The organism is Cobetia amphilecti (assembly GCF_032923285.1).
Lineage (GTDB): Bacteria > Pseudomonadota > Gammaproteobacteria > Pseudomonadales > Halomonadaceae > Cobetia > Cobetia amphilecti.
This window is the reverse complement of sequence record NZ_CP136695.1, coordinates 2,126,579-2,138,886: the sequence shown is the minus strand read 5'-3', so window position 1 is coordinate 2,138,886 and position 12,308 is coordinate 2,126,579. Positions and strand designations below refer to the sequence as shown.

Annotated in this window: 11 protein-coding genes; 4 read left to right on the top strand and 7 right to left on the bottom strand. The window is 62.6% G+C overall.

Going from position 1 to position 12,308, the window contains the following annotated elements; translation table 11 throughout:
- The first annotated feature begins 138 nt into the window (after positions 1-138).
- Positions 139-1,365, top strand: a complete 1,227-nt coding sequence (locus R1T44_RS09205; RefSeq protein WP_317291905.1) for an alpha-hydroxy acid oxidase — start codon at positions 139-141, stop codon at positions 1,363-1,365.
- 188 nt (positions 1,366-1,553) lie between these two features.
- Here the strand turns inward: R1T44_RS09205 and R1T44_RS09200 are convergent, their stop codons facing one another.
- Complete coding sequence (locus tag R1T44_RS09200; protein ID WP_043332111.1) at positions 1,554-2,999, bottom strand: NAD(P)/FAD-dependent oxidoreductase; 1,446 nt, start codon at positions 2,997-2,999, stop codon at positions 1,554-1,556.
- Positions 3,000-3,229: 230 nt separating this feature from the next.
- On the opposite strand from R1T44_RS09200, the gene R1T44_RS09195 reads away from it, so the two are divergent.
- Positions 3,230-4,066, top strand: a complete 837-nt coding sequence (locus R1T44_RS09195) for a FadR/GntR family transcriptional regulator (RefSeq protein ID WP_317291904.1) — start codon at positions 3,230-3,232, stop codon at positions 4,064-4,066.
- 123 nt (positions 4,067-4,189) lie between these two features.
- A complete protein-coding gene (locus R1T44_RS09190) occupies positions 4,190-5,467 on the top strand; it encodes a Zn-dependent hydrolase (RefSeq protein ID WP_156961857.1) in 1,278 nt (425 codons plus the stop codon).
- 126 nt (positions 5,468-5,593) lie between these two features.
- On the opposite strand, the gene R1T44_RS09185 is transcribed toward R1T44_RS09190, so the two are convergent.
- From R1T44_RS09185 to R1T44_RS09160, 6 genes are all read right to left on the bottom strand, one after another.
- A complete protein-coding gene (locus R1T44_RS09185; RefSeq protein WP_084589267.1) occupies positions 5,594-6,355 on the bottom strand; it encodes a M15 family metallopeptidase in 762 nt (253 codons plus the stop codon).
- Between the two features lie 6 nt (positions 6,356-6,361).
- On the bottom strand, positions 6,362-7,639 hold the full coding sequence (locus tag R1T44_RS09180; RefSeq protein WP_317291903.1) for a TRAP transporter large permease: 1,278 nt from the start codon (positions 7,637-7,639) through the stop codon (positions 6,362-6,364).
- Positions 7,636-8,202, bottom strand: coding sequence for a TRAP transporter small permease (locus R1T44_RS09175; RefSeq protein ID WP_052384351.1), 567 nt, complete (start codon positions 8,200-8,202; stop codon positions 7,636-7,638). Before R1T44_RS09175 ends, R1T44_RS09180 begins: the two co-directional genes overlap by 4 nt.
- Positions 8,203-8,403: 201 nt before the next feature.
- A complete protein-coding gene (gene dctP / locus R1T44_RS09170) occupies positions 8,404-9,432 on the bottom strand; it encodes a TRAP transporter substrate-binding protein DctP (RefSeq protein ID WP_054555987.1) in 1,029 nt (342 codons plus the stop codon).
- Positions 9,433-9,854: 422 nt separating this feature from the next.
- Positions 9,855-10,784: a LysR family transcriptional regulator gene (locus tag R1T44_RS09165; protein ID WP_317291902.1), complete on the bottom strand. Its 930-nt coding sequence runs from the start codon at positions 10,782-10,784 to the stop codon at positions 9,855-9,857.
- 153 nt (positions 10,785-10,937) lie between these two features.
- A complete protein-coding gene (locus tag R1T44_RS09160; RefSeq protein WP_043332127.1) occupies positions 10,938-11,129 on the bottom strand; it encodes a hypothetical protein in 192 nt (63 codons plus the stop codon).
- Positions 11,130-11,261: 132 nt separating this feature from the next.
- Here R1T44_RS09160 and R1T44_RS09155 point away from each other — a divergent pair, with 132 nt between their 5' ends.
- Entirely contained in the window at positions 11,262-12,164 is a 903-nt protein-coding gene (locus R1T44_RS09155; protein WP_317291901.1) for a LysR family transcriptional regulator, read from the top strand.
- Positions 12,165-12,308 lie beyond the last annotated feature (144 nt).

Sequence of the window (12,308 nt, the reverse complement as noted above, 5' to 3'; positions counted from 1 at the left end):
CGGTTTTTTCATTGAATTCCACCACCCGAACGCTCCCCCCTAGACGTATCGCCTATAGCTGGACAAGACCGGATTCGGTGACAGTAGCGCAAGCGACCCTGCCAGCCCCCGCGCGACCCACCATAGATGGAGACCCGCATGACCATCACCTGCATCAATGACCTGCAACGCCTGGCGAAACGCCGCGTGCCGAAGATGTTCTACGACTATGCCGATTCCGGCTCGTGGACGGAGTCCACCTATCGGGCCAACGAGGCCGATTTCGCCGCGATCGGGCTGCGCCAACGGGTGATGGTCGACATGGACAATCGCACTCTGCGCACGAAGATGCTCGGCGAGGAGGTGGCCATGCCGGTGGCGATCGCACCGACTGGCCTGACCGGCATGCAGCATGCCGATGGCGAGATGCTGGCCGCGCGCGCGGCGAGTGACTTCGGTATCCCCTTCACGCTCTCGACCATGAGCATCTGTTCCATCGAAGACGTCGCGTCGGTCAGCTCACGGCCCTTCTGGTTCCAGCTTTACGTGATGCGCGACAAGGATTACATCGGACGACTGATCGATCGCGCCAAGGCCGCGGAGTGTTCCGCGCTGGTACTCACCGCTGACCTGCAGATCATCGGCCAGCGCCACAAGGACCTGATCAACGGCCTGAGCGTGCCCCCTCGCCCAACCGTGGCAACCGTGCTCGACCTGGCCACCAAGTGGCGCTGGTGTGCCGGCATGCTCAAGACCAGGCGCCACACCTTCGGCAATATCGCCGGCCACGTGAAGGATGCCGAGAACCTGAGCTCCCTCTCGAAATGGACCGCCAGCCAGTTCGATCCGAGCCTGAGCTGGGACGACATCAAGTGGATCAAGGACCGCTGGGGCGGCAAGCTGATCATCAAGGGCATCATGGAGCCGGAAGATGCCGAGCTGGCCGTGCAGGCAGGCGCCGACGCGGTGATCGTCTCCAACCACGGCGGACGTCAGCTGGATGGTGCCGCCTCCTCCATCTCCGCCCTGCCGGACATTCTCGCGGCAGTCGGCGACAGGACAGAGGTCCATATGGACGGCGGCATCCGCTCCGGACAGGATGTGCTCAAGGCGGTGGCGATGGGCGCCAAGGGCGTCTATCTGGGTCGCGCCTTCCTCTATGGACTCGGCGCCATGGGCGAACAAGGGGTGACCAAGTCCCTGGAGATCATCCACAAGGAACTCGACACCACGCTGGCCCTGTGCGGACTGCGTGATATCCACGACGTGGACACGCGAATTCTCAGGCCCGGCACCTATCCACTGGCCAGCTCGCAGAGCGAAGCCGAAGCAGCGCGAGAATCACGCCGCCAGGAACCTCATGACGCGCTGGGCGCGACATCCTGAACACGACGGCGCAGCAATAACGCCCTGAAAGGCACAAGGCCGACATGCACCAGTGGAATCCACCACGGCGCATGTCGGCCTGTCATCACTGGGTAGCGGCTCTATCAAGGCTCATTCAAGCGCCTCTCCAGAATCACTCAAGAGCCTCTCAAGGCACACTCAATATCCGCTCAAGAGCCGCTCAAGACTCAGTGCACCTTGAGACGCGGCCCCATGCTACGGCGCAGCACGTCACTGACCACCTCGGCGGAGCCCTTCAGCGGCCCCAGCAGCAGGAACTGGTGCTGGCGCTGCAGCCCTTGATAGGCGGCACGCGCGAAACGTCCTCTCACCTGCAGATCATCATTGCCCTTGCTGCCCTGGGCATTGCCCAGCTTGTCGCTCAACTTGCCGCTGAGCTCACCGACGCTGCCGGCGCTGGAGAGTGACAGCAAGGTACCGCGGTCCTTGAACTCGAAGGCCTGAGCCGGCTCACCCTGCTGGCGACGCGGCAGTTCATCGGCGAGAAACTCGGCCTGCTCGCTGGCCACCTGAGCGGTGGGCGGCAGCGGTGCCTCATCGATGTTGGCACAATCGCCCAGCGCGAAGATGCTGTCATGGCCAAGGCATTGCAGCCCGGGCGTCACCGTGAATTGACGCTTCTTGTTGCTTTCCAGGGCATCGATTTTCTCGACGATGGCAGGCCCGACGCGCCCTGCCGCCCAGACCACCAGATCCGCGTCCCGCGTCACCGACTCGTCGCCTTCACTGATCTCGACACTGCCGGGGGACACCTTGGCGACCTGACGGGACAGTTCGATCTTGATGCCCTGCTCCTCGAGTCGCTGATGGATCGACTCGCGCAGTTCCTGTGAGACACCGGGCATGAAGGTCTCGGTGGCCTCGAGAATCGTGATCTCGACCTGCGCGCCCTTGGGTGCAGGGGCGTCATGCATGCCACGCGCCTCATGCAGGTAGGCGGCCAGTTCGACACCGGTGGCGCCGGAACCGACGATCACCACCTGATACGGCCGCCCCGGGGACTGCTTGGCACTATCTTGCGTGCCGCCCTCAGTGCCTCCCTCAGTGCCAACCTGAGCGCCGCCCTGGCTGGCTGACACGCCAGCATCGCCTGTCGCTGCTGTTTCCATCGCCACATGGTTGGCCAGCAGGCCACGCGAGAACTGCTGGGCGATGCGCTCGGCATCGTCGGGGGAATCCAGCAGGCAGGCATGCTCCAGCACACCCTCGACCCCCATGTCCGGCGTCACACCGCCCAGGGCCAGCACCAGCTGACGATAGCCCCTGACGCGCGCCGGCACCTCGGCGCTCGCGTGATCTTCCCTGCCCGGGATCGCGGCCAGGGTGATCTGACGCTGTGCAGGCTCCACGCTTTCGAGTGTGCCGCACTCATAGCGGAACCCCCACTGCTCGGCCAGACCGGCATACCCCAGCTCATCGACCTGACGCCGCCCGAGGCCCGCCGCGATCTCATGCAGTCGTGGCTTCCATACGTGACTGGTGTCGCGGTCTATCAGCAAGACGTCCTTGTGGCCTGCCTTGGCGAGGCGAACCGCCAGCTCCAGTCCGCCGGCACCGCCACCGACGATGACGATATCGGCGTCGCGCGTTCGCTGAGGATCATGCGTTTCCATAGGGGCCTCCTTTAGCGGGGTCGAATATGGAAACCTTATGTCAGACCAGGTGCTTTTCAAGACTGACACGCATGACTTCGCCAATGCGCTGCCTTTGATGCGACGCATCATTGGCGTGATCGCCTGCGCAACGCTTGAGGCCACCTTGGGGTTTGACAGCACTCGAGTCCGCGACTAAAGCTTATTTATACGAATAAATATAACTGACTCGCTGCCGCTCAGGACATCGCATGCCGACATCGCCCTCCCCCCTGGACACTTCACGTGCCAGCACCAGTGCCAACGCCTCCGACGCCCACCTGCCCAAGCGGCAGAAGCTGGCCGAGCTGATCAGTGATGACCTGAGGCGCAGCATCGTGCGCAATGGGTTGAGCGAAGGCGACCGGCTGCCCAACGAGAAGGCGCTGATGGCCCAGTACGGCTGCGCCAAGGGCACGCTGCGCGAAGCCCTCAAGATTCTCGAGGTCGAGGGCTTGATCACCCTGAAGACGGGGCCCAATGGCGGCGCCGTACTCAATGCGCCAAGCATGGAACCGGCCAGCCGCATGCTGAGAAGCTTCCTGCATTTCAAGACGCTCAATGGCGCCCAGGTCTATCAGCTACGCCGACTGCTGGAAGTCGAGATGGCGGTCTCGGTGGTGGGCCTGCTCAGCGAAGAGGACCTGGTGGCGCTCGAGAACAATGTCCATGACTGCAGTTGCCACCAGCCACAGGACGAGGACCAGCGGCGCCAGCGCTTCCTGGAAATCGAATTCCATCAGGTGCTGGCCCGCGCCTGCCCCAACCCGCTGCTCAGCTTCATGTGCCAGTTCCTCAACGACATGCTGCATGAGCTGGTCGTCATCAAGAAAGCCTACCTGCCGGAGCGCAAGCAGTTCGACCAGGCCAATCAGCATTACCACTCCGGCCTGATCACGGCGTTTCGCCACGAGGACCATGAGCAGGTCAGACAGCTCATGACAGAACATATGCAGGATGCCGAGCACCACATGACGGCACTCGAGGTGGAAATGGCCGACCAGTTGCTCGTCACCCCCGCGCAATTGATGGCCGGCAGCAGAGCCTGACCCGCAGCCGAAGCCTGGACCGAAACAGGAGCGGAGCCCAAAACAAGAGCGGAATTGATACAAGAGCAGAACCGAGAGCGGAACCGGAAGCACAACAACAATATCCACGAGAGGATGAAGCCGATGACCACTGCCCAGATGGACACATCGCCCGCGAATACCCTGAGCGAGCTGCGCACCGACAGCGATCGCCTGTGGCAATCACTGATGACCCTGGCCGAGCTGGGTGCCACGCCCAAGGGCGGCGTCAACCGCCAGGCACTGACCGAGCTGGACCGCCAGGCGCGCGACCTCTTCATTCAATGGTGCAAGGCCGAGGGCTGCACGATCCGTATCGATGCCATCGGCAACATCTTCGCGCGCCGTGCCGGCACCGACCCGGACGCACCGGCGGTGATGACCGGCAGCCACATCGACACCCAGCCGACCGGCGGCAAGTTCGATGGCTGCTTCGGGGTGATGGCCGGGCTTGAGGTCCTGCGCAGCCTCAACCAGCACGACATCAAGACCCGCTGCCCGGTGGAAGTGGTGGTCTGGACCAATGAAGAAGGCTGTCGCTTCGCGCCCTGCATGATGGGGTCCGGCGTGCATACCGGCCAGTTGTCACTGCATGAGATGCTCGCCCAGCAGGACAGCGACGGCGTGACCGCCGGTGAGGCACTGGATTCCATCGGCTATCGCGGCAGCGATGAGATCCCCCGCGAGAACGTGCGCGCCTTCTTCGAGAGCCACATCGAGCAGGGCCCGATTCTGGAAGATGAAGCGACTACCATCGGCGTGGTGATGGGCGCGCTGGGTCAGCGCTGGTTCGATCTGATCCTGACCGGTCAGGAGGCGCACGCGGGCCCCACGCCCATGTCACTGCGCCAGGACGCCATGCTTGGCGCGGCCGAGATCACCGTCGCCGTCAATCGCATCGCCATCGATCACGCGCCGCATGGCCGCGGTACCGTGGGCGTGATGCAGGTCCACCCGGGCTCGCGCAACGTCATCCCCGGGCAGGTCAACATGACCATCGATCTGCGCTCGCTGGAACCCGACTCCCTCACCGCGATGGTCGCGGAGCTGAAAGAAGTCGTCGAAGCCGTCAGTCAGCGGCATCGTCTGACCTACGAGCTCACCCCCACCGCCGACTTCGTGCCGGAACACTTCGCCGACAACTGCGTGAACGCGGTGCGCAACGCCGCCAGCCAGCTCGGCTACTCGCATCTCGACATCGTCAGCGGCGCCGGCCACGACGCCATCTTCATGGGCCGTATCGCTCCCGCCGGCATGATCTTCGTCCCCTGCGAAGGCGGCATCAGCCACAACGAGATCGAGAACGCCGCGCCCAAGGATCTGCACGCCGGCTGCAACGTGCTCTTCCATGCCATGCTCGATCAGGCCGAGATCGTCAGCTGAGCATCAGGCACGGCTCGCTGAACGCTGATCGCATAAGCTGCTGAAACGAAAGCCCCGCTCGAGTCGCCATCGAGCGGGGCTTTCGTGTCTTGCAGGCCAGCGGCTGTCAGGCATGCTCTGACACCTTCACGCCAGTGAGCGTTTCCAGAGACTCTCGATGCTGTCCATCTCCGCCGGACCGAACAGCGCCTCGGGTTCGCCGCGGTACCAGGCCCAGAGCTGATCACCGAAATCGAAGTGCCACCATTCGCTGGGCAGATTGGTGAACCCGGCCTCGGTCATGACGTGATAGAGCAGACGGCGGTTGTCGCGTGCCTCGGCCTGGGGCGTATTGCTGGCAGGCGGATGACGCTCGAAATGATCGGCGTGGGACTCGGGGGTCGCCTCATCGAACAGCGTCCCCATCTCGAGCAGCAAGCCATCGGCGTCACACAGGGTGACATCGACGGCGCCGCCGGTGAGATGCGGACTCGGCGCGTCCGGGTCACGGCTGGGCAGCGAGACGAATTCGCGCGTACGCGCCAGCAGCTGGGCCTCATCAAGCTCAGGGTCATGCGTCTTGAGCGACTGATACAGCGTCTCGAACAGATACTGCTGCACCCGCCAGGGTCGCCAGCCATCCATCACCACCAACGACAGCCCTGGCGGCAAGGCGCGCGCGGCCTGCAACAGGCGCTGATACACCGCGCGCCGTACCAGACATTCATTGACCGCCCCGGGGATACCGAGGCGCGCGTAGGCAGGATAGACCTTCAGACATGACGGCCCGAGGCTGGTCGGCACCAGAGTACTGTCACAACCCTTGACGGGGATTCGGGTAACCTGCGTCCAGTCCGGCTCGTCATGACTCGGGATGGGGGGAATTGGGCGATTCAATGTTGACGTCATGAGTTGTTATCCAGACAGGGTCGGCAACCACAGGGTAAGAGGCGGGAAGATGATCAGCATCAGCAGCACCGCGACCGCCACCAGCACGAACGGCCAGATGGTGCGAAACAGCGAGGTGATCTCGAGCTTGCTGACCGCGGCGGCCACGAACACGCAGGCACCCATCGGCGGCGTGATCAGCGCGATGGTGATATTGAGCGTGATGATGACACCCAGGTGCACGGGGTCGATGCCGGCGGCCATGGCCACGGGCACGAAGATCGGCGTCAACAGCATCAAGGCCGAGACTTCCTCCATGAACATGCCGGTACCGAAGGTGATGGCGCTGAGCAGCAGCAGGATCAGGATCGGGCTGTCGATATAGGGCGTCAGCAATGCCACGAACTGATTGGGCACCTGGGCATAGGACAGCAGCCAGCTGACGATGGACGACACCGCCATGATCACGAAGATGGCGCTGGTCAGGCGGGCCGTGTCCTTGATGGCACCCCACACATCGACAAGCTTGAGCGGCCCCTGGCACAAGCCGCAGAGCAGCACATAGGCCACGATCAAGGCGCCGGATTCGGTCGGGGTCACGATGCCCAGCACGATGCCGGAGACGATGATTACCGGTGCCACCAGCGCAGGCAGTGCCCCGATGACCGCCGCGATCACTTCGCGACGTGCCGGTGCCTGGCCACGTGCCTGCAGACCATGACGCCGGGCATACCAGGCATTCATCGCCATGAACGCCACCGCCAGCACCAGACCGGGTACGACACCGGCCAGGAACAGGCTGCCCACGGAGGTGTTGGTCAGCGAGGCGTAGAGGATCATGAAGATGCTCGGCGGGATGATCGGCCCGATCAACGAGCTGCCCGCCGTCAGACCTGCGGCAAAGGAAGTCGAATAGCCCTCCTTGCGCATGGCCGGCACCAACAGCGAGCCCAGCGCGGAGGTATCGGCGACCGCCGAGCCATTCACACCGGCGAAGAACACGCTGGAGACGACGTTGACATGGCCCATGCCACCGCGCAGATGTCCGACCATCAGGCGTGCCAGACGCATGAGGCGTTCGGTCAGGCCACTGATGTTCATCAGGTTGCCGGCGAGAATGAACAGCGGAATCGCCATCAGCGAGAAGGCATTGATGCCGCCGAAGAACTGCTGCGGCCCGAGGCGCTCCAGCATCGAAATATCGACGAACAGAAAGCCGGTCACGGCGGTGACGAGCAGGGAGAGAAACAGCGGCAGGCCCAACAGCACGTGCACGACGAAGATGGCCAACATTGCCCAGATCATGTGCGTGGCCCTCCTGTCCTGTCATCGTGTGTCGCAGGCTCGTCGACCTCCTCGTCCGGCGAGATCTCAAGCGCCGGGGATGTCAGCGGCCGCGGGCCATGCAACAGGACCTGCAGCGTGATAAGCGCGAAGCCGATCGGCATCGACAGCATCGGCACGCTGCGGCTGACGCCCAGCCCCATGGTGCGGAACATGCTCGCCGACATGGCGTAGTGCCAGGTCATCCAGGTCGCGCCCGCCATCAGCACGAGCGTCAGCCACCACTGGTAATGGATCAGCGCCGTGGCCATGCGCGGAGGCAGACGCCGTTCCAGCAGCGCCACGCGCATGTGCGCCCCTTCCGCCCAGACGACGCCGATCGCCAGCATGACACTGGCGATGATGAGATAGCGGGTCAGCTCATCGACCCAGATGGGCGCGCCGCCCAGTACATAGCGCATCACCACGCCGTAGAGCATGATCAGCACCGTGGAAGCCAGCAGTACCGCCGCTATCGCCAGTGTCACGCGGCCACAGGCAAGCAGCAGGCCTTCCCGCAGGGAAGGCTGTCGTGAAGGAGTCATGGAAGTCATTTACCGCAATCCACCAGCAAGGAGGGAAATTCAGAGCCTCGATGCCCGGACTATCATTGCCCGGGCACCGGGTACCGCAGCGGGATGCTCGCTGATGCTTGAGCGTCACTCGCCTTTCACCGAGTCAGCGTGTCAGGTCATCGCGACTGGTCATCTCGAAAGACCATCTCAACAGACCATCGCGACAGGCCATCACGAGGACAGGCCGGCATCCTTCATGGCGGTATCAATCAGCTCTGGCGCGATGTCCTGGCTCTTGAGCCACTCGAGATAGGCCGGCTGGCCCTTGCTGCGAAATGCCTCGAGATCAGCTTCGCTCGGGCGGATCACTTGCATGCCCTGCTCTTCCAGCGAGGCGATGCGTGATTCGACCTGGCTCTGGTTGTCCTGACGGGCCTGGGCATTGGCTTCCTGAACCGCCTCGAGAAGTGCCGTGCGCTCCTCATCCGACAGGCTCTCGAGCAGCTGACCATTGGCGACCAGGAACTGATCGGAATACTGGATGTTGGCCAGTGTCAGGTACTTCTGCACTTCCTGCAGACTGCCCAGCAGGATGTACATCGGCGGGTTCATCTGACCATCCGCCACCCCCGTGCGCAGCGCCATGTAGACCTCCGTCCACGGAATCGGCGTCCCCGAGGCGCCGAAGGCTTCGTAGAGCGCTACCTGGCTTGGGTCCATCGCGCGAAAGCGCAGGCCTTCGAAATCATCAGGGCTGGTGATCGGGCGCTTGTCGTTGGTGAAGGCCAGAAAGCCCCCTTCCTCCACGACGGCCAGAATCTCGGCGCCATTGGTGCGCTCGCTGAACAGCTGCTGCACCTGCTGCCAGTACTGCCCCTCATCGAAGAAACGGCGCGCCTCATCAAAGCCGTCGAACATGAACGGCGTCGCGCTGACATAGACTTCCGGCACGATGGGGGCCATGCCCGCGAAGGAGGCGATATTCAGATTCGGGGCGCTGATCACCTGCTCCATGCGCTCCTGCTCCTCGCCCAGCATGCTGTTGGGATAGAGCTTGAGTTCCAGCTCGCCATCGGTCTTCTCTTCCACCAGGGTCTTCAGATTGCTGGCGAAGACATGCACCGCGTTCTTGTCGGCATCCGGTGCACCGTTGTAGCTGAGGTTGATGGTCTGGGCCTGCACGCTGGCCGCCAGCAGGCTGAGCGCCAGAGTGGAACCGGTGAGCGTCTTGCGCAGCAGAGATGTCTTGGACAAGGACATGTGGATTCCCTTTTGTTGTTGTAAATATTCGTTGTATGCGGCGGGAGTGACGCCGCCTTTGTCAGTGCGGCCCTGCGGCCAGTCAAGGTGAGGGACTTTCGCCTTCACACCTCAAAAGTAGCGTTGCCGCTGTAGACTAATCAATCGCCTGAGTGTTGTTTTTTCGTCCACACCTGAAAAAGCGCCTGAATAGTGTCCTTCCTGACGACGACTGCCCCGCCAGCATGGGCTGTACGGGGCAGTCGGGACGTTCTGTGACATGCTGCACTGAGCGAGAGAATGGCCTGTGCAATGGGACAGTCGTGTGAGGAGATAGAGCTGAACAAGCGCCCGTCAGCGCCAATACCCTGGCCTGTGCGTCGAGCGATGCTGCTTGAATGTCACGTGGCGAACATCACGTGGCGAACGTCACTTGTCAAATGTCACTTGTTTAACAGGCGTGGCGCATCCGCGGTAAAGAATCGCAGGCCCTGCTGAAGATGGGTGACGCAGGCCTCGACGGCGACGGTCATCTCGCGCCCACGCCGCGTACACATCTGCGCACGGGTCGTCGCCAGCGCGGGGTGCTGCATCGGCAGCAGACAGATATCGCCGCGCCGCAGCTCCTCCACCACACTCAACTCCGGCATGAAGGTCACGCCGATCCCCGAACGCACGAAATTCTTGAGCACCGACACGGAATTGGTGCGCAATTGCGCGCGCAGCGAGACCCGCTCCTGCTGCGCCGCCTGATTGACCATCTGACGCATGCCGGTGCATTCATCGATCAACGCCAGCGGCCATTGCGCCACCTGCGAAAGCGTCAACGGCTCTGCGATCTCGAGTAGTGGATGCTCCGCCGGCACGATCAGGTCCAGCGGCTGGCAGGTCTCCACATGACAGCAAAGAATCGGATCGACGGGCGGGGCATAGAGCAGCGCGATATCCACCTCGAAGTCGCGCAACAGTTCGGTCGCCTCATTCACCCCCGCCATGCGCACCACGACCTCGATGCCGGGATGACGTGCCATGAAGCTCTGCAAGGGCAGCGAGATCAGGTCGGCAATGAAGCCTTCGCCCACCGCGATTCTCACCTCACCGCTGCGCAGGCCCTGCAAGGCGCTCAGCTGCGAGAGCGCTGCCGCCTCCGCCGCCTGCTGGCGATGAAAGTGATCCAGCAGCAACACCCCGGCCTGGGTGGCGCGCATGCCCGTCTCGCTGCGCTCGCACAGCGCGACACCCACCTCTTCTTCCAGCTGCTTGATCTGGCGGCTCACCGCTGAAGGGTCGAGATTCAGATGTCGCGCCGCGCGCCGCAGTGAGCCCCGGCGGATGATTTCATTCAGCGCCGTCAGCGCCTTGGGATTGAGCATGGAGACAATACCTGCCAGCAGCAGTGGAGGAAGAGGCAAGACTCGGATCACTCAGGATATCCTTGCAGACCGAGCGACTCCAGAGGCCCATATCGGGAAGCGATCGACAACGAAAAAGGAGCCGCATGAGCGGCTCCTTCTGGTTCGACGTGATCAGCAGTTACCTTTCTTGGCCTGCCCCGGCGGGCAGAAGTCACCGCCTCCACGCTTGTGGTCATGGTGACCATCACCGATCTCGATGATTGGCTCGGCATCGATCCGCGCCGGTGTATAACTGCACCCTGCCACGAAAAGGGCACTCAGCATCACCAGGCTGACAACTCGCACGCTAGACTTCATCATCATTCCTTTTCATGAAAATACGCATTTCTCGATGCTCCACATCGTACCGGAATGTACGCCATCGAGAACGCAATTTCTCAACGAGTGGTAATGTGAGCCTCAAGCTTGCGGCATCAATCACGACAGGATCTGGCCATGTTCGATTTCAAGGAAGTGGAAGCCTTCGTGTGGATCACGCGCCTGGGGTCGTTCCGGCTGGCCGCTCAGCACCTGCATCTGACCCAGCCCTCGATTTCCGAACGCATCAACAAGCTGGAAACCACGCTGGAGACCCGCCTGCTGGAGCGCACTCGCCGACCGGTACAGCCGACGCTCAAGGGGCGCGAATTCTATCGCCACGCCGAGGCGTTGCTGGAGGCGCGCCAGAAAGCGCTGTCCATGATGGAGTTGAATACGCCCTTCCAGGGCGTGCTGCGACTGGGCGTCGTCGAGACCGTCGCGCATAGCTGGCTGCCCGGCTTTCTGGCCGAACTGGCGCGCCGCTATCCGGACCTCACGCTGGAACTCGAGGTCGACAGCTCCCCGGGACTTGCCGCCATGCTCACCGCCGGCGATATCGACCTCGCCTTTCTGATGGGGCCGGTGACGGCAGAGAGTGTGCTCAATCGTTTTCTCTGCAACTACACGATGGGCTTCGTGATCAGCCCCGCGCTGGGCTTCACCGAAGACAACTTCTCGTTGCGGCGCCTGAATTCTCTGCCGCTGATCTCGTTTGCCCGCAACAGCCGACCCCACCATGAACTTGGCTCCATGCTGCATCAGATGGGACTGGATGACGTGAAGCTGCATTGCTCAAGCTCCTTGTGGACCATCGTGCGCATGACCCTGGATGGCCTGGGCGTCGGCGCCATCCCGCCACGTATCGTCGCCGAGGAAATCCGCCAGGGCATCCTGCTCAGCCTGCCCTGCGACCTGCCCGAGCTGACCTTCACCGCCTCCTGGCCGACCCATATGGAAAGCGCCCTCGCCGAAGGCGTGTGTGAACTCGCCATCGAGATCGCCCGCCAGGATCAGGAGGCGCATTCACGAATCGCCTGATCTTCTCGGGCTTTCATACCCTGCATAGCCTCCCTTTCGACCATGATGTCTCTACTGACTCGCGCCACATGAAAGGAATTTCCGATGACTTGACTCGATAAAAATCGATTGGATTTATCCGAGTGCGCTTCTTATGGTGAAGAC

Coding starts and splice junctions, on each gene's coding strand:
- R1T44_RS09205 (WP_317291905.1), top strand. CDS start 139: ATGACCATCACCTGCATCAATGACCTGCAACGCCTGGCGAAACGCCGC.
- R1T44_RS09200 (WP_043332111.1), bottom strand. CDS start 2,999: ATGGAAACGCATGATCCTCAGCGAACGCGCGACGCCGATATCGTCATC.
- R1T44_RS09195 (WP_317291904.1), top strand. CDS start 3,230: ATGCCGACATCGCCCTCCCCCCTGGACACTTCACGTGCCAGCACCAGT.
- R1T44_RS09190 (WP_156961857.1), top strand. CDS start 4,190: ATGACCACTGCCCAGATGGACACATCGCCCGCGAATACCCTGAGCGAG.
- R1T44_RS09185 (WP_084589267.1), bottom strand. CDS start 6,355: ATGACGTCAACATTGAATCGCCCAATTCCCCCCATCCCGAGTCATGAC.
- R1T44_RS09180 (WP_317291903.1), bottom strand. CDS start 7,639: ATGATCTGGGCAATGTTGGCCATCTTCGTCGTGCACGTGCTGTTGGGC.
- R1T44_RS09175 (WP_052384351.1), bottom strand. CDS start 8,202: ATGACTCCTTCACGACAGCCTTCCCTGCGGGAAGGCCTGCTGCTTGCC.
- dctP (WP_054555987.1), bottom strand. CDS start 9,432: ATGTCCTTGTCCAAGACATCTCTGCTGCGCAAGACGCTCACCGGTTCC.
- R1T44_RS09165 (WP_317291902.1), bottom strand. CDS start 10,784: ATGCTCAATCCCAAGGCGCTGACGGCGCTGAATGAAATCATCCGCCGG.
- R1T44_RS09160 (WP_043332127.1), bottom strand. CDS start 11,129: ATGATGATGAAGTCTAGCGTGCGAGTTGTCAGCCTGGTGATGCTGAGT.
- R1T44_RS09155 (WP_317291901.1), top strand. CDS start 11,262: ATGTTCGATTTCAAGGAAGTGGAAGCCTTCGTGTGGATCACGCGCCTG.